General features: G+C 72.9%; 14 protein-coding genes. 5 read left to right on the forward strand and 9 right to left on the reverse strand.

Annotated features, from left to right (window positions below; translation table 11 throughout):
* Nucleotides 1-2352: 2352 nt before the first annotated feature.
* The 5 genes from EKD16_RS01940 to EKD16_RS01960 form a co-directional block, all read right to left on the reverse strand.
* Nucleotides 2353-3264: a MinD/ParA family ATP-binding protein gene (locus EKD16_RS01940; RefSeq protein WP_131096800.1), complete on the reverse strand. Its 912-nt coding sequence runs from the start codon at nt 3262-3264 to the stop codon at nt 2353-2355.
* 42 nt (nt 3265-3306) lie between these two features.
* Nucleotides 3307-4632, reverse strand: a complete 1326-nt coding sequence (gene eccD, locus EKD16_RS01945) for a type VII secretion integral membrane protein EccD (protein WP_131096801.1) — start codon at nt 4630-4632, stop codon at nt 3307-3309.
* Between the two features lie 79 nt (nt 4633-4711).
* Nucleotides 4712-5737: a TNT domain-containing protein gene (locus tag EKD16_RS01950; protein WP_131096802.1), complete on the reverse strand. Its 1026-nt coding sequence runs from the start codon at nt 5735-5737 to the stop codon at nt 4712-4714.
* 503 nt (nt 5738-6240) lie between these two features.
* Nucleotides 6241-6543: a pore-forming ESAT-6 family protein gene (locus EKD16_RS01955; protein ID WP_131096803.1), complete on the reverse strand. Its 303-nt coding sequence runs from the start codon at nt 6541-6543 to the stop codon at nt 6241-6243.
* A gap of 25 nt (nt 6544-6568) precedes the next feature.
* A complete protein-coding gene (locus tag EKD16_RS01960) occupies nt 6569-6904 on the reverse strand; it encodes a hypothetical protein (protein ID WP_131096804.1) in 336 nt (111 codons plus the stop codon).
* A 161-nt stretch (nt 6905-7065) separates the two neighbouring features.
* Here EKD16_RS01960 and EKD16_RS01965 point away from each other — a divergent pair, with 161 nt between their 5' ends.
* Together EKD16_RS01965 and EKD16_RS01970 are read left to right on the forward strand one after the other, a co-directional pair.
* Nucleotides 7066-7599, forward strand: coding sequence for a hypothetical protein (locus tag EKD16_RS01965; protein ID WP_131096805.1), 534 nt, complete (start codon nt 7066-7068; stop codon nt 7597-7599).
* 113 nt (nt 7600-7712) lie between these two features.
* Complete coding sequence (locus tag EKD16_RS01970) at nt 7713-8054, forward strand: DUF6507 family protein (protein WP_131096806.1); 342 nt, start codon at nt 7713-7715, stop codon at nt 8052-8054.
* Nucleotides 8055-8160: 106 nt separating this feature from the next.
* Here EKD16_RS01970 and EKD16_RS01975 read toward each other — a convergent pair whose 3' ends face one another.
* A complete protein-coding gene (locus EKD16_RS01975) occupies nt 8161-10416 on the reverse strand; it encodes a terpene synthase family protein (protein ID WP_131096807.1) in 2256 nt (751 codons plus the stop codon).
* Between the two features lie 483 nt (nt 10417-10899).
* On the opposite strand from EKD16_RS01975, the gene EKD16_RS01980 reads away from it, so the two are divergent.
* From EKD16_RS01980 to EKD16_RS01990, 3 genes are all read left to right on the forward strand, one after another.
* On the forward strand, nt 10900-13119 hold the full coding sequence (locus tag EKD16_RS01980; RefSeq protein WP_131096808.1) for an ADP-ribosyltransferase: 2220 nt from the start codon (nt 10900-10902) through the stop codon (nt 13117-13119).
* 17 nt (nt 13120-13136) lie between these two features.
* Nucleotides 13137-13598, forward strand: a complete 462-nt coding sequence (locus EKD16_RS01985; protein ID WP_131096809.1) for a hypothetical protein — start codon at nt 13137-13139, stop codon at nt 13596-13598.
* A 591-nt stretch (nt 13599-14189) separates the two neighbouring features.
* On the forward strand, nt 14190-14540 hold the full coding sequence (locus tag EKD16_RS01990) for a toxin-antitoxin system YwqK family antitoxin (RefSeq protein ID WP_131096810.1): 351 nt from the start codon (nt 14190-14192) through the stop codon (nt 14538-14540).
* A 49-nt stretch (nt 14541-14589) separates the two neighbouring features.
* On the opposite strand, the gene EKD16_RS01995 is transcribed toward EKD16_RS01990, so the two are convergent.
* The 3 genes from EKD16_RS01995 to EKD16_RS02005 all read right to left on the reverse strand — a co-directional run bounded on the left by EKD16_RS01995 (nt 14590) and on the right by EKD16_RS02005 (nt 17144).
* Nucleotides 14590-15636 carry an ADP-ribosylglycohydrolase family protein gene (locus tag EKD16_RS01995; protein WP_131096811.1) on the reverse strand — a complete coding sequence of 349 codons (1047 nt, stop codon included), beginning with the start codon at nt 15634-15636 and terminating at the stop codon, nt 14590-14592.
* A 75-nt stretch (nt 15637-15711) separates the two neighbouring features.
* Nucleotides 15712-16746 carry a DUF6177 family protein gene (locus EKD16_RS02000; RefSeq protein ID WP_131096812.1) on the reverse strand — a complete coding sequence of 345 codons (1035 nt, stop codon included), beginning with the start codon at nt 16744-16746 and terminating at the stop codon, nt 15712-15714.
* Nucleotides 16743-17144: a hypothetical protein gene (locus EKD16_RS02005; protein ID WP_131096813.1), complete on the reverse strand. Its 402-nt coding sequence runs from the start codon at nt 17142-17144 to the stop codon at nt 16743-16745. Before EKD16_RS02005 ends, EKD16_RS02000 begins: the two co-directional genes overlap by 4 nt.
* Nucleotides 17145-17149 lie beyond the last annotated feature (5 nt).

The raw sequence follows: 17149 nt of genomic DNA on the forward strand, positions 1-17149 counted from the left end.
CTCGGCTCTGGTCGCCGGCGGCGCCGAGCCACGCATCGAGCTCGGACCGCTCGATCGGGGCGGTCATGTCTTCAGGCTTGGGCTCAGCGGGTCCGCCCCTCGGCTGGTCGGCCCCGGCGTTGTGGCGTGTGCCGCCGGTTCGCTCGGCGCCGCCGCCCTGCTGCGGACCGCTCGCCGGGTGACCGTGCGTCGGCTGCCCGGGAGTTCCGGGGTGGCGTGTGCCGGCGCTCGGTCCAGCGGGTGGCTGCTGTGCTCCTCCGGCCGCGTGCGGGTCGCCGTGCGGGGCGGCTGAGGGCTGCGCCGTCGGTGCTGCGCCGCCCTGTTGCGGACCGGCGGACGGACGCGCGGGTGCCGCCTCCGCCGAAGCGCTGCCCTGCTGACGCGCCGGCCGCTCCGGAGCGCCGCCCGACTGCCCGAGGGTGGTGCCCGCGGAGCCGCCGGACTGCTGCGGCCCGCTCGAATCGCGGGCGGGACGGAGGGATTCGGGAATCTGGATCAGGGTGGTCTGCTCGTCGGGCTTCGACTCCGGTGGCTCGCCGCCCGGCTGCTGGGAGCCGGTGGCGGGGCGCGCTGCAGAGGAGCCGTCGGTTCCGCCGTGCGGATGCGTGCTCTGCGCGTCCCGAGGCTCGGGCCGGCCGTGCGTCGGCCCGCCGTACTGCTGCTGGGGCCCCGTCGCCGGTCGTCCTGAAGAGGTCTGCTCAGCCGACCAGGGCTGTTGCTGCGCACCGGTTTGCGGATGCGCCGCGCCCGGACGCGAATTCTGCCCGGGGCGTTGGAGCGGAGTGGTCTGGTGCTCGGGCTTGGCGCCCTCGGAGCTGTCTGTCCGGCCTGTCTGCTCCGAGTTCCCCGCCGCAGCGGCAGTGCCGTCGCTCTGCCGGTGGGGTCCGCGCGTCGGAGCAGCCGACGCGGGGCGGCCTGCCGGTTCGCCGGACTGGCGGCGACCGGGTGCGGGCTGTGTCGCGCCGGGCTGGGACGCGGTGCCGGGCCGATAGGGGCGCGCCGCCGACGAAGCGGCCTGCTGCGGGCCGGTGGCCGGGTACGCCTGTGCAGGCCGGGCCGGTGCCGCCGGGGCTTGGGGTCCGGTCGCCGGGCGGGCGGATGCCGTGTCGGCCGAACCCCCGCTCTGGTGGGCCGAGGGGTGCTGTGACGGCTCCCCGGACTGCTGCAGGGTGGGGGCGCCCGGATCACCCTGCGCCGGACGCGCCCAGCCGTCGCTGCGCTGCTGCACTCCGCTGCCCCACGCCTGGGGAGTAGCGGAGGCGGGGGGCGACGAGCCGGGCGGCGGATGCGGCCCGGCGTACGGCGAACCGCTCGACTGGGGTGCAGATGCGGGGCCGCCCGACGAGCCGTGTTGCTCGGCGTTCCCTGCCTGGTGCGGGGAGCGCGGTTCCGGACGCGGGGTACCCGCGGATCCGGACTTACCGGAACGCTGGAACGGGGTGGTCGTGTCCTCGGGCGGTACGGCTCCCGCCTGCTGGGGCGTGTTCGCAGGGTCGGGGGGCGCTGCGAGGGTCGATCCGGAGTCGGCTGGTCCCCCGGGGTGGCCGGTGTTATCGGCGTCGGTGCGGCCGGGCTGTCGCCCCGGTGGGGGCGCGACCGAGTCGGCCCGGCTGCCTGTGCCCGTGTACTGCTGGGGCGGGTTTGCCGGGCCGGGGTACGCCGTGGACTCGGCCGGACCGCCGGGATGGTCGCCGTGCCCGGTTCGGTGTGTTCCGCCGTGCACGTGAGCAGAGCCGCCGTCCTGTCGGTCGGCGCGCGCGATTCCGGGGCCGCCCTCCGGCAGTCCGCTCTCCGGAAGGCCCGTACCGCCCTCCTGGCTTACTGTCGGCCGCCGCCGTGCACCGGGGCGCCTCGGCGCGTCTTCCTCCGGGGCGCGCGGCGTTCCCTGCGGCTCGCCGCGCTCAGGCAACCGGTACGGGCCGTCCGCGGCCGCCTCACCCTGGGCCGCGTGGCGGCCCCGGCCCCGCCGACCGGGGTGCTCGGAGTGGGGCGGCGCCTGGCCGGCCGGATGTCCCCCGTACGCGTACCCGTAGCCGTCGCCCGGACCACGCCCGTACTCGGCGGCGTTCCCGCGCTCCTCAGGCCGGTTGCGCGCGTACGGCGGGGGCGGCACGTCGACGTCCGCGTACGGGTAGGCGCGTTCCTCGCCTGCCTCCGGCGTGTTCGGAGCCGGAGCCTGCCCAGGGGTCTCCCCCCGCGGCTCCCCGTGCGGTCGGTCGGGCATGGTCGGGCACTCCCGGGCGTCGGTTCGAGCGGGGCGCGGTCACTGCCGCCGCGCCCCGGCAATCTTCATCGAGGAGGGGCGGAGCCGTCCAGGCCGCCGCGTTCTCCACCGCGTCCACGGCACCGGCCTCACAGCGACCGGCGCAGGCATTCCGCGGCGATCCGGGTCGCCGCGGCGTGTGTCGCGGCGGAGATGCGGGCCGGGTCGATGCGGGTGCCTTCGGCCAGGTGTCGGTCGAAGCCGAGCCGGAACACCTCGGCCCCGCTCTGACGCAGGATCGCCGCCGATGCGCGGTAGTCGAACGCCGCGTCCTGTCTGCGGGACTGCTCGGTGAACACGACGACGATCCGACTCGGCAGCGACTCCGCCCCGTTGGCGTTCATCCAGTCGAACGCCCGCCCGATGCTCGCCGCACCCTCCCGGGTGGAGGGCACGACCAGCACATGGGCGTGCGCGCTCGCCTGCGCGGCGCGGTTGAGCCCGTCGGAGGCGTCGGCTGCGCGATCGATCACGGTGAGTCCGAAGAACCGCGTCAGCGGCAGCACCGAGCCGTGGTAGGCGCCGGCGTCCAGACGGCCCTCGGCGATCTCGCGCTGCAGACCCGGCAGCACCCACAGGCCGTCGGTGACAGCGGCCAGGCACTGCGCCACGTCGTCGAAGGAGTCCGACTCGATCGCCGCCCCCGAAAGCCCCGGTGCTACGGGCTCCCCGACACCGAGCCGCGGCCCCAGCCCGCTGTTCCCCGGCCCCAGATCCAGCGCCAGCACCCGGTCGTAGCGATAGTGCGCGAAGGCGAACGCGAGCAGCGCCGTCACCGTGCTCTCGGCCGCCCACCCCTGCGGGCGGCTCACCACGACGCGGCGCCCCGTGGTGACCGGCCGCTGCAGCTCCCGGCCCAGCGATATCGGCGCCAGGACGTCCTCCGGCGGCCGGAACGGACGCGCCGCACCCCGGCCCATGCGGCGCAGCAGCGAGTCCCCGTGCCTGGCGGCGCGGGGACCGGCCGTGCCCGCCGACCGGAGCGGCGCGCTGTCGTGCATCGTCTGGCCTTTCGAGAAACGTGTGCCGAGGAGCGGAGCGGGTCAGAAGGTGTTGACGAGGCGCTCGAAGGTGCCGAACGATCCGATCGCCACCGGAATCAGCGCCACCACGGCCACCGCCTCGAACCGGTTGGCGATGCGCCGCAGGCGCGCCCTGCTGTGTTCAGGCGGGTCGAAGGCCAGCACCACCGCCGGGATCAGCAGCAGCGCCAGCAGCGCTCCGGTCGCCGGCCACAGCGCCCACGCCGACATCTCGACCCAGGCGTGGGCGAGGGCGATCACCGTGACCAGCGACGCCGCCATCAGCGGTGCCTTCTGCAGGATCAGCGGGAACAGCCGCGAACGGCTGCCCACGACGGTCGCCAGCAGACCCGCGAGCGCCGCCGTCCACCCGTTCAGATCCGCGGCGAGCCCGACACCGGCGACCCCCGCCGACACCGCGGCCGCGACCGTGGCGATCGTCATCGTCCGGTGGGCGCCCACAAGCGCCGTCATGACGTCGGTGCGCGCCACCGCCGATCCAGAGCCGCGCCTGTCGTCCAGCGCCGTCAGCCCCGACATCGACATGGCGAAGCGCAGGATCAGGCTGAGCACGATCACGCACACGACCGCCGCAACGGCGCTCACCTGGGCGATGCCCGCCCCCAAGGCGGAGCCCGCCGCCCACACCGCTGTTAGCGCCAGGGTGACGGAGCCGCCGATGGTCCCGCCGCGACCGAGCGGCGTCGTCAGGCCCAGCCCCGTCACGACGCAGCCCGCGACGGCCGCCGTCCCGCACCACAGCACCCAGCCCGGCCAGCCGTAGAGTCCCGCCGCCCACCACAGCGCTTCGCCGGCCAGCGCGCCGCCCGCGATCGCCAGGGCGCTGCCCGCGGGCTCGCGCCAGGTCGCCGCCAGTGTGCAGCCCAGTGCCAGCAGCACCAGCGCGGCCGCGCCCAGGGCGAACACGGCCGCCGTGTCGCCGCTCCCGGTCCACACCAGAGAGCCGACGGCCAGCGCCAGTACGGCGGCGGCGCCGGTGGCGCTCCAGCGGGCGGCGGCGGGTGTCCAGCTCCCGAGGCCGCTGTCGAGGACGTCGCCCACCGCGTCGGGCACCTCGTGTACGACCGGCGCCGGCACCGGCTCGTCGACGCGCACCAGCCGCAGCACGTCGCCGTCGGCGACGCTGCGATCGGCGAGGGTGGCGTCGCCGTCCAGGTGCACCCCCGCGGCGGTGGCCAGGTGCATGGGCAGGGCAGGATTGCGCACCCGGTCGCCCAGCAGCCTGAGCACCTCGGGCATCAGCGCGCCGACCGGCTCCTGAGCGGGGAGGACGGCGTCGACTCGACGGTTCTCGCCGACGAGTGTCACGCGGCTCCAAGACGTCATCGAGCCCTTTCCCATCACTGCATAGCTGCGGTCTTCGCCCGGTGCGGTCGTTGAGTCCGACGCCGCCGTCGTGGCGCGGTCAGGCGGGCACGCTGGTCACCTCGACGCGTTCGAGGTAGCCGTTGCCCAGCAGCCAGCGGATGCTCGACAGCGCCGGCGGCTGCACGAACCCGCCGGCCTCGACGGTGAAGCGGACCCCTCCGGCCGGATCGGCACCGTTGCCGGGGGATAGCGAAGCGTCGACCTTGAAGGGGTGGATAACACGGTATCGGTGGTAGCCGGAGGGGGCGGAGCCGGATGCGGTGTCCTGCGCCGAGGGCGCTTGACCCGCCTCGCCGACCGAGGAGCGGGCGATCTCGGGCAGCCCGCGCTTACCGAAAGGCTGGCCGTCGGGGAACAGCAGGGACCCGCTCTCCTGGCCGAACGCGTCGACCACCATGCCGGTCTTCAGCGTCTGCTGGGCGCTGCCGCCGCTCTGGCGCAGCTTCTTGCGCGCCTGCTGCACGAGCTCGTCGGTCTTCTGCCGGGCTTTGCGCTCGGCCGATGCGCTCAGCGGACGGGGCTCGGCGTCGACCAGGACGAGTTCGCTGTAGAGCCAGCGGGCCGCCTCGTCCTCCGTGGGGAATTCGGCGCCGGTGCGGCCCCGGTCGTATTCGATTATCCCCGCCGAGTATCCCCGCTCGCCTTCGGTGAGCAGGTAGTAGCTGGTGGCGGTACCCGCAGGCGGCCGCGGTTCGCCCGGCAGCACGTACAGCTCGGGCGGGACGCCCGCCTTGTCGAGCTCCGTCGAGAGCATGCTCATGGTCACGTCGCCGCCGACCCAGTCGGCGGGCACGGGAGCGGACGGAGCGGGCGGCGGCGCCGCGTTCGCCTCCTCCTGAGCCTGTGCGGCCTCTTCCTGGCTGTTGAGCTGACTCTGCAGGAACGACCAGCCCACGCTGCCCGCGCAGATGACGGCCGACACCGCCAATCCGGCGATGATCTTGGCGATGTTCTCGTCGAGCCTTCTGCGGGTGCGCTGCGGGCCGAACAGGACCGCCTCGCGGAGCCGCTTGCGGCGCACGGCGACCGACTCCAGCAGTTGGCTGTCGTAGTCGCGGGCCATCAAGCCTCCTTCCGGGGCGGGCGGGGGATACGCGGCGTGATCGCGGGGCAGGTCCGCGTGACGCTGTGCGGACCTGGCACCTGCCAGGGGCGGTGCCTGCGTACGTGGCGAGAGTCCGCGCCGGGCGCCCCGGTCGGCGGCGCCCGCGCTACGCCTGCGGCTCTGGCACCGGCCGGGCCCGGCCCCGGACTTCGCGGTGGATATCCCGCAACCGGCCCGGGTTCCTGGGATCTCCGCCGCGAAAGCTCCCGCGGGAAACCGGCAAAGCGGTCAAACAGCCGTCGGATTCCTCGTCGAGAGCGGCCCCGGCGGCACGACCGGCACGCCGCCGAGGGGCACGCAGCCCGAGGGGGCGGGCTCCACCGTCCGGCGCGGTTGCCGCCGCCTGTGTAGTTCAGGCGGCCCGCCCTGCGGCAGACCGACAAGGCCGCCCAGCGGACCCGGGCGCCTCCGCCACCGACCGGGACCGGTGCCCGCGGCCGGACGCGCTCGGCGCAGTACTACTAGATCGCCTGCACGGCGGCGTTCGCCTTGCCGAGGGTCTCCTGAGCCGTGCCGTCGTTGGTCTCCAGGGTCTGGCGCACCAGCCGGATGATCTCACGCACCTCGTTCGCGGCGTCGTGCCACTTCTGCTCCTTGGCGTTGTACTCCTCGTCGACGCCGTCGGCGATGAAGTCCGCCATCGCGGTGGTGACGTCGCCCTGGTGCTCGCCGATGAGCCCTTCCAGGCGCGCCATGATCGCGTGGATGTTGCCCTGCGTCTCCTGAGACGCGCCCATGTCGTAGCTGTTGCGGCCGTTCGTCATCGGGGGTCCTCCTCCACGGTCCGGATCAGGCGGTGCGGAACTTGGCGGCGTCGAAGTTCGCCGCGCCCATGTTCTGACTGGCGTCGTCGGCCATGGTGGTGTTGCCGGTCATGAACGCCTGGTTCATGCTGCCCTGGCCTTCGTTGATCGAGGTCAAGCCGGAGTTCAGGTCGGCCGTGATCTGGTCGGCGCGCGCCTTGAACGAGTCGAAGGCGGCCTTGCCCGCACCGTTGAACCTGTTCGTCAGCGGTTCGGCGGCGTCGATCAACTGGGTGATCAGGCTGGCGAGCTCGTCACCCGTGCCCGAGGTGTTGCGGGTCAGGGTGGTCAGGGTCTGATCGCCGAAGTCCCAACGTGACATCTGTTCACCTGCTCCTCGGTTACCTGCTGTTTCCGCGGTTGGACGCCTCCACCGGGTCACCGGTTCCGGCGATCCGGAGCAGACGGTAAACGGGAGGATTCTCTACGAGTCGCCAAGTATATGGGTCATAATGGCGCACGGCAGTCGGCTGCCATCGGTCGGTGACGTGTGCACCTGTGGAGGGCGACCGCATGAAGTTCCAGCTCGTCGATTCCGGTGAAGAGCCCGTTCAGAGCGGCACCGCCGTTCCCGGCGAGGACGGTGCCGAGCGGCCCGTCGACCCGCCGCGCGCCGAGGCCGGCGACGCCGCTGCCGCCGACCACGGCGAATCCGCGGAGACCGGCGGAACCGACGAAGCCGAGGATGCCGAGCAGGGGCCCGAGGCCCGGCTGCGCACCTCCACTCGGCGGCTGACCGTGCAGGTCAAAGAGGAGGCGGCGGAGATCGGCGCGAGTCTGGCCGAGCTTGCGCAGCAGATCGCCGACCGCGAATCCGCCGTGGCCGATATCGGTCGCGGGCCGACCCCTGCCCCGTCGAACTTCCGCGCGGATCGGTTCGCGTCCCAGCAGCCCGGCGGCGCCGCGGATCCGGCCTCGCCCGCGGAGTCCGCACCGGCCGCATCCCATCGGACCGCGGCGAGGACCATGGAACCCGAGGCGCACCGCGGGCGCCCAACCTGCGACGGCCGGCGCTGAGACGCCGCTGCGAAAGCCCCGGACGGCTCGCCGCAGCGGTGCGCCGCAGGTCTGCGAGTCGCCCGTTCAGGGCGGCGGCGGGCGGCGACGGTTAGGGAGAGGAAAGTGAACGCATGACCACCTGGGACATCCAGCCCACCGAGGTCAACGGAATCGTGCAGACCGTCGGCGGGCACGTCGGCGGAGGGGACGGCGAAGGCGGCCTGGTCGCCAAGATCGAGACCTTCGGCAACCACGTCCAGGACGCCGGAACCGCCGCCGCCAGCGGGCCCATCGGCACGGCGCTGGAGGAGTTCGTCGGCGAGTACGGCACCACGCTGCAAGAGATGGTGCTCAAGAGCGGCAGCTGCATCCGCGGCTGTGTAGATGCCACGAGTGCCTACATGAACGGCAACCTGCAGATGGCCTCCGACGCTCAGGGCAACGCGGGCAACATCGAGAATCTCGGCCTGTAGCGAGGCGCGGGCCGCGGCGCGGTCCCGGCGGTGCGCATCGCACGGTGCGCAGCGCCGGGACGGTCTCCCGGCCCCGCGGCAAGGCGGGTTCGTGCCCTGGATTCGGTCAGCTACGCGCACCGACCGCGGGGCTCGGCGCGGCCTTGCCGATCCGCGCCGCCGAGGTACCCAGGCCGGTCGGCCCCCAGGAGAACCCCTGCCTGGGATCGGGTGCGTGTTTGCGCCTCAGGTAGTCCGCCTTGTAGCGCAGGCAGGCACGGTGCCATTCGAGGATGCCCGACATCCACTCCTTGAGTCCCGCGGCGTGCCCGACGATCACGGCGCGGGCGCGGTCGTCGAGATCCCATTCGTCGAGGAGGCCGTCGAGTCCCGTGGCGAGGATGTGCTCGAACTGCTCCATGCGGGCGCGTGCGAGGTCGACGACGACGTCGCGCGCGGTTTCGCGGCCGACCCCGAGGAAGTTCTCCACGACCAGGACCATGTTGTGGACCTCGCCCTCGAACTCGATCTCCTTCTGGTAGGAGTACAGATCATTCAGAAAGCACGCATAGTCCTGCGCGGCGGTTTCGAGCTCGCGCAGTGTGCGCGTCCGGTAAATCCCCTCGGGGACCTCCTCGTTGTGGGCGAGCCGCGCGAGGCTGATGGTCATGTCCGAGCCGAAGGTGCGGCGGCGCATCTCGATGTAGTCGACGGGGTCGGGCACGCGGTTCTGCGCCTGGTTGTGCAGTTCCCACAGCCAGCTGGACGTCATGGTCTCGACGGCCGCGCGGAACTGCCTGCGGGAGTCGGCGGTCATCGGTCCGGCGGTGCGGCGCCAGAGGTCGGCCAGCCCGCGTTCGATCGGGTTGGCGGGCTCGGGGACGGGCTCGTCCTCCAGCGGCATGAACAGCGGCAGCCGCTGATCCTGCAGCTTCGCGGCCTCCAGGTTGCGGGTGGCGCCGAACCACTTGGGGTAGGCGTCGTCGCCGTAGGTGCCCCATGCCAGCCAGTCGCTGGAGAGGTACAGCTGTTCGCGTTCGGCGTCGGCGTGGATCATGGAGGCGCAGTAGGCGAGGTCGAGGTCGATGAACTCCTGCTCGGTCCACACCGTGCCGGAGCCGGTCCCGGGGACGGAGTCGGTCATGCCCATGTTGCGGGCCCACTCGACCGCGTAGCGGCGCGCGTCGTCCAGGTGGGGACTGCGCCGGATGGGGAAGGGCATGTACAGCGGCTCGCACTCCAGCTGCCCCACCTGCGGGAACAGGGGCTGGGAGTGCTGCCGGGCCCTGCGGCGCGCGCCCGGCTCGACCGACGAGAACGCCGGCCGACCGGCCGAGGTGCCCAATCCGGTCGGCCCCTGCAGGCCGCCCGAGCGCGCGGTGGCTCCTTCGTTCATGTAGCGGCTGGAGCGGGCGTGCCACTCGTGCCCGCCGGCCTGCCAGTCCTGCAGCCCTTTGGCGAACGCGGCCACGGCCGCCTGCTCCTGCAGCGGGACGCTCCGCTCGGCGAGCAGAGCCGGGGTCTCGACCAGGGCGGTGTCCTCGAACTGCAGCAGCCGCGAGGTCAGCTGGTCGTTGACCAGCTCCGCGGCCTCCTGGGTGGAGCAGTCGAAGAACCGCTCGAAGACCAGTACGGCATTGGAGTTCTCACCCTCCTCGCGGACCTCGCGCTGGTAGGAGAACAGGTCGTTGCGCAGGTGGACCGCGTCGGCGAAGGTGTCGACGAGCACCGTGACGGGACGCGACGCGGCGAGCTGCGGGGGGATCTCGGCGCCCACGGCGACTTCGACGAGGTTGGCCGACCACGGCGCGCCGCCGACCCGGCGGCGCATCTGGATGTACTCGATCGGGTTGGCGACGCGGTGCCGGTTGATGTTGTCGAGCTCCCACATGGACTCGACCATCAGGTTGTGCGTGCTCAGGGTGAAGCGGCGCCGCCAGTCGTCGGACATGTGGGGGACGGTGCGCTGCCACAGGTCGTGCAGACCGGCTTCCGCCGGGTTCGCGGGCTCGGGCGCCTCCTCGTCGGGGGCGATCATGAAGCGTTCCAGGCCGTCGAGGTAGCCCTGCGCGCCCGCGAGGTCGCCGGAGTACTTGAACAGCTCCAGGAAGTGGTCGTCGAAGAAGAAGACCCACACGTACCAGTCGGTGATCAGGTCGAGTGCGGGGCCGTCGCAGTCCGGATGGGTGTAGGCGCACATCAGCGCGTAGTCCATGGCGGCCAGGCTGTGTTCGTCCCACACCGGACCGCCTCTGGGAGCCGGGGTATCGAGCATTCCCATCCGCCGCGCCCAATCCATGGTGTGTACGCGGGATCGCTCCAGGTGCGGATTGATCCGTGCGGGGTGCGACAGGTAGAAGTCGGGCAGTGTGAACGCGTCCATCCGCGTACCTACTCTCATCGACCGACTGAGGCGGTTCGGTTTACCCTTTGGATTCTATTGGTCGCATTCGGTTTCGATAGGGTATTCCGCTCGGCTGGTGCGGAAGGTGAGACTGACGTGGCTCCCGAGCAAGCCTGATATGCCTAGAGCGGTGCGTTTCGCGGTTTTCCGCGCGCGGTGCGTGTCCGACGGCCCGCGCCCATCCCACGACAGGGAATCGAAAGGGCGCGTGTGTCGGACGTTGCGGCCGAGCGTGGAACGCGGCGGTCGGCCGTGGGATCGCCCACGAGCTGGTTGCACGCTTCGCCGCCGTGCGCGGAGCGGTAATCGGAACGCCGAGAACAGCCGTACCGGCTGGCCGGAAACGGACAGTCGGGTTGGGAAAGCACTGCCCGAGTGGTTTCCTGCCAGCGCCGACGGCCCCCTGCCCTGTGGTCGCGCATTGACGAGAGAAGAGAACCCGCGGAACCCGGTGGTGTCGTTGTGACCGAGAAGGTGATCAGTCCCGAGGACGTGCCCGTCCCCCAGGTCGACTGCGACGCGGTCGAGACCGCCGGGCAGAACCTCAAATCCGACGGCACCGACGTCGCCCAGGCCGGCCAGGACATCAAAACCTCCTGGCACCGCCTGGAAGGCGTCTACGCCGCCCCCGAGGCCGCGACCCTGTTCGCCTCGATCAACCCCGTGGCCACCAACGGCGACGACTTCGACACGGCGGCCACCGCCGCCGGAAACGCGCTGATCACCTTCGCCGAGGAGGTCCGGCCCATCAAGGCGCGCCTGAAGGCGCTCAAGGCCGACGCCGCCGACTTCCAGTCCACGATCGCCGGCGACGACGACTGGCGCGAGGACGAGGACAAGATCAACGAGCTGGACGCCCTGAACAACGACGTCCTGCAGGCGGTGTTCGAGTACCAGCGGGCCGAGCGCGACTGCGCCAACACCATCACGGCCCTGTTCGGCGGGACGACGTTCGTGGCCACCGAGCCGGGCGGGGACGCCTCGCCGGGGCCGAACGAGGAGGCCCACGGCACCACCGAGGCGCTCTCCGGTGTCGCCACCCCGTGGGCCACGCCGCAGGAGCACGACAAGCCCTGGTACGTCGACGTCTACGACGGCGCCAAGGACACGGTGGTGGGCACGGTCGAGGACCTGGGCGCCATGGTCGGCCTCCACGGCGAGGACGGCTGGGGCGTCAGCTCGCTGAGCGACTGGGGGAACAACCTCAAGGAGAACTGGGGGGCCACACTCAACGGTCTGGGCAGCCTGGTCGGGTTCTACGGCGAGGACGGCTGGGGGGTCAGCTCGTTCAGCGAGTGGGCGGGCAACGCCGGTGCGGGCTGGACGGAGTTCGCCCACGCGATCGTGCCCTGGCGGGAATGGGGGGACCGGCCGGGTTACGTGATCACCCAGGGGGTGATCAACGTCGGCAGCATGTTCCTCGGCGGGGCCGGGGTGGTCAAGGCGCTGGCCAAGGGCTCGCGCAAGGTCGGCGGCGGCGACGGGGCCGACGCGCCCAAGGGCGACGCGGACGCCCCGAGCGATCTGGACTTGCAGCAGGTCCGCGACTTCGGTGACCGCCCCGGACAGCAGACCACCCGGGATCTGCAGAACCGGCTCGACGACATGGACCTCGACCGGCAGCAGCTGGACGGCCTGCAGGGCTCGCTGGACGACTCCGCGGACCTGGCCGAGCGCACCACGCCGGTGGGCGGGCCGAACGATCCCGTAGATGGGGATCCCGCGTCCAACAACGGCTCCAACGGCGGTCAGCAGCAGTACACCGGCGGAGGTTCCGGCGGCGACGGCGGTAGCGGCGGCAGCGGCGGACACGACGGTTCGAACGGATCGGGAGCCCCGGACGGGTCGGGCAAGCCCGTCAGCCCGGATGGCGGCGGTTCGGACGGCCACGGCGATCAGCAGGGCGACGGCTCCGACGGGAACGGAAACGGCGAAGGCGCCCCGAACGGGGACGGCATCCCGAAGGGCGGCCCGGTGCCGGACGGAGGCGGCACGTCGGACGGCGACGCTCCCGAAGGGGACGGAACACCCGGCGACACGGAACCGGTCGCCCTCGAAGACCTCACGACGACCGAGCGGATGGACCGCGCAGAGGAGATCATCTCCGAGGGCGCGCGGACGTTCGAGGACAACTCGGAGGCGACCAGGTACGGGCAGGACCACTGGAACGACTACGTGGACAACCTGCCCGCCGATCAGAAGGAGTCGCTCTACAACTACACGACGGAGCCGCCCCAGAGCCACCCGACCTATGTGGAGATGAACGGGCAACTGCGCCGGGGAGAGACCCTCGATCCCGATGTCGCGGACGACATCGCCAACATCGACAAGGCGATGGCGGGACGTCCGATCCCGGAGGACGTCGTCGTCACGCGAGGGACGGGGCTCGGGCACATCAAGGTGCACCCCGCGGACATGCCCAGCGTCGCCGAAGGCTTCCCCGACCCCGGATACATGTCCACCTCGCTGGGCGGCCCCGCCGGCGGCTTCGCGAGCGCGGAGGCGATTCTGCACCTGCGCGTTCCCGCCGGGACGCCTGCTTTGTGGGTGGAGCGGATCTCGCAGTTCGGGGGCGGCGAACGTGAGTTGCTCCTCGGGCGCGGAATGACGTACACGGCGGTCGATAGCGTGTTCTCCAACGGGCAGTGGCACGTCTACGGCACGGTCACGCCGCCGAAGTAGCGAGGAAGGTGTCGGTGATGGGCACTGGGGAGTGGAACACCCCGAGGCTGACCGAGGACGTGCATTTCCAGTTGGCCGGGCCCAAGCCCGGCTACGCGCCGACGGCTTCGGGGCCGGTGCGGTACCGGCGGATCGCCTGGTCCGGCGGCGACGTGATCGGCTACCTCTGGTATTCCGACACGGAGAACGCAGCCGGGTACGTACCCGAGGCGGCTGCGGGGGACGACGCGTTCAACGCGGGCACGTTCTGGTACAGGCGCTTCGCCGAGGCCGGAGACCGCGGGCTTTCGCCGTCCGAGGCGGTCGCGGAGTTCCGGGAGCGGAACACGGGCAGTCGGGGAGCCGGGTGGATCGTTGCGGACTCCGAGTCCGAGGCGACGAGTGTGGAGAGGCTGAGCGCCTCCGCCGGGGTCTCCCCCAACGGGGTGCCGCTCAAGCGGCCGGACCAGGAGTCGGGAAGGCGGCGGGGCACCGACTGAACTCGGCGATGCCGCGCGCGTGCTGCGGCTGAGTGCCCCGGACGGCGCCCCCTGCCTCGAAGGCCGTCGCCGACTTGGGGGCCCGAGGCATTACAGGCCGGACGGCCGGGCTCGTCGCCGACGGCGAGGCGGGGGCGCCCGACCCGGCGCGGCTGCGTGGGGTCGCAGGCATGCTCCTCGACATGACGGTACCGCTGCACAGGTGCGGCGATCCTTGGATGCGCGTGCGCGGCTGGGAGGCGGGGCTGCCGGGTGTGTCGCCCCGGCGGTCGGTTCCGCCTCCGCACGGTGGAGTCCCGGGACGCCTGTAGCGTGGACGTCGGCCGCAACGGCGGGGCGCTCCGGGGAGTGGGGCTCACCGACCGACCGCTGCTCGTGGAGTCCGGGGCCGAGGAGGAGCGCGCCGCGCGGGCCGTGTGCCCACGGTCTTGTGGATACTCCGTGCACGCTGGGGAACGGGTACAGCGCCGTGGCGGCGTGCGACGACGAAGGCGAGTCGACGTGGAGCGGGGGTCCGCCGCCACCGAACGCTTCGGGGCCCTTCGGCGCCGCGGCGCCGAAGAACCACCACCGACCACCGGGAGCGCGAGGATGCGGCGGATCCGCCACGACGAAGCCGACGCGACGGGCGGCGGCTTCGCGCTGTACCGGGGTGAGCCCTACACCGGCGAGATCGCCGAGGTCCTCGACAGTGGGGAGATGGTCGCGCTGTCCACCTATGCACAGGGTGTGGAGGACGGGCCGTGGCAGCGGTGGTACCCCGACGGCACCAAGCGGGTCGAGGGCCGCTACCGCGACGGCGCGGCCGTCGGCGTGTGGCGGGAATGGCACCCCAGCGGCGTGCTCGCGGGGGAGACGTTCTATTCACCCGAGGGCCGCAAGCTGACCACCCGCCGCTGGGACGAGAGCGGCGCTCTCGTCGAAGCCGTCTTCGGCGGGTGAGGCGCCGCGCCGCCCGGCGCCGCCCCGCTCTCGACGGGAAACCCCGGCCTCAGCCGCCGAAATCCGCCGCGGCGACCGAGCGCCCCAGTTCCTCCAGGTCGTCGGCAGCGAGGTCCGGCCAGCCGTGGACGGCCTGCCGCCAGGGCGCCGGCACCGATGAGGCGCCCCACCTGGCGCCGAGCAGCGCGCCGGCGATCGCGGCGACGGTGTCGGTGTCGTCGCCCGCCCGGACGGCGTTCTCCAGCGATGTGACGAGGTGCCCCTCGCCCTCGCCCCCGGTCGTGGCGACCGCCGACCAGGCGGCCTGCAGCGCCGGAACCACGAACCCGTTGGGGTTGAAGGTGTGCGGCGGCGCCTGCTCGGCCTCGTTCAGGCGGTCCGCCCACCAGTCGCGCCGCTCCGCCGGGAGCAGGTCCAGCCCGCCGCGCACGCCGTCGAAGCCGCCACCGGACACCGCGCCGCGGATGCCCTCGCACCACAGCACGCACGCGTCACCGGCGAGCGGGTCGGCGTGGGTGAGGTCGCCGACCAGGCGCGCGGCCTCGGCGGTGCGCAGCGGGTCGTCCAGGAAGCACAGGCCGACCGCGCCCGTACGCATCAGCGAGCCGTTGCCCGCGCTGGGCACTCCGGCGCCGTAGCGCTCCCGCGCCGCCGCGAGCATGACCCCGGCCACGCCGGGCGTGCCGCGCGAGGCGGCCGCGGCGTCCAGGACGGCGCGGGTCTGGTTGCCGATGTCGCTGGCGCCCTCGAACCTCCAGGTGAGGAAGTTTTCGGCGATCGCATCCAGGATCTCCTCGGCGAGGACTCCGCTGTCGCCGCCCTCCCGCACCGCTCCGCCGCCGGCCGCGGCCAGCGCGCGGGCGATGCAAGCGGCCATCTGGGTGTCGTCGCTGTACTCACCGGGCCGGTAGGGACCCAGGCCGCCGCCGACCATCTCCGGTCGCCGATCGGCCGCGAGCCGCGGCCCGAACTCGTAGGGGACCCCGAGCGCGTCCCCGCAGGCCGCGCCGAGCAGCACGCCCGCCGCCGCGTCGAGTCGGGCCGGGGCGGGCTGCTCTCGGGGAGTCCGCGGCGCCGGTTCCGGTGTCTGCTGCATGGCGCACCTCCAAGGTGTGTGCGAAGCGCGGAGCCGGCGTCCGCGCGGAGTCGGGGGTGAGCGGCACGGCGCCGCTCAGGACCGCGCGCCGCCCGCTGCGGGCTGCAGATGGGCCATCAGCGTGCGGAACTCGTTCCACGTCTCGGGATCGGTCCCCGACCCGAGCGGGTACCACATGGCCGGGGCGCGTGCGGGTCCCACGCGCTCCCCCGGCGAGGGGGCCTCGTCGGCGCGTGCGGTGCCGATCTCGGCGACCGCCTCCGCTCCGAGGGCGACCCCTACCGGGACGGGCACGCCCGCCCACACCGGCGACGAGGTCAGATCCGGATGCCCCGCCAGCCGCTGGGCGGTCATGGTGGTGAGCACACCCCGCTCGGTGAACTCGCGCACAGCCTCGCGCAGCCGCTCCAGGTCCGGTTCGACACCCTCCGGGTACCCCACGGCGAACGTGACGGTCTCCTTGACCCCCTCCACGACGCGGGCCGCCCGGTGCGTGCCCATGAAGCGGCGGGCCGCGCGTGCCGGTCCGGTGAACACGGTCCACGTCGACCCCGGAGCGCGCCGTCGGCACAGCGCCGTCAGCGCAGCCGGATCCCAGGCCGACAGCGCCGGCTCGCCGGTGCCCCACCCGGAGGGCTCGGCGTCGCCGAACACACTTGCCAGCACCTCGACAGCTGTGCCCAGCACCAGCTCCTCGCTCGCCGCGTGCCGCAGCCGCAGGTCGATCCACAACTGGCTGCCCATCGCCTCGGCCTGGCGCAGGAAGGTGCGCGAAGGGCCCTTCCGGGCGCGCGGGCCCTTGACCGGGACGAAGCCCGCGCGCCGGTCCCAGTCCAGCGGGATCCCGGAGAGGCCGTCGAAGTGCCCGCTGCCGTCGGGTTCTTCGACCGCCCACCGGGCCTCGGGGTTCTGCAGCACGGTGCGCAGCGGCAGCGTGATGCGGGAGTCGGCGGAGGTCAGGAGGTGCAGCGAGCGCCCGTCCGCGCCGCAGGCGGACAGCGCGTCGGCCAGCCACGACGACAGCGGCACCACCGGCCTGTTCTGCACGACGACGGCGGCCTGCTCGGTGGCGGTGTCGACCGCCGGGTGCTCGGCGACGGCCACGGTCACCGCCCTCCGCCGAACGCCGGCGCCGCCGCGGACTCCGCCGCCGCGCGCGGAGGCCACACCGTGCCGCCGCACCGCCTCGTCAAGGAGTCGGCGAAGCGGTGCGCCAATCCCGCCGGGTCGGGCCCCGACCCGGCCGCCCGGGCCTCCACCCACCAGCACGGGTCGGGCATGCCGGCGGCGGTGTGCCCGCCCAGCAGCCGTTCGACCTCGCCGGGCACCTCGACCTGCTGGGCCGACTCGATGGCCAGCAGCCCCCGACCGGACTCGTCGCAGAGCCGGATGACGGCGCCCTCACCCGCGCCGACCACCGTCAGCTCCGGTCCCGCGTCGACCATCGCGTCCACCAGCGCCCGCACGTCGGGTGCTCGTCGCACCAGCGCGACCACGTCGTATGTCACCGGCC

This window comes from Streptomonospora litoralis (assembly GCF_004323735.1).
Classification (GTDB): domain Bacteria; phylum Actinomycetota; class Actinomycetes; order Streptosporangiales; family Streptosporangiaceae; genus Streptomonospora; species Streptomonospora litoralis.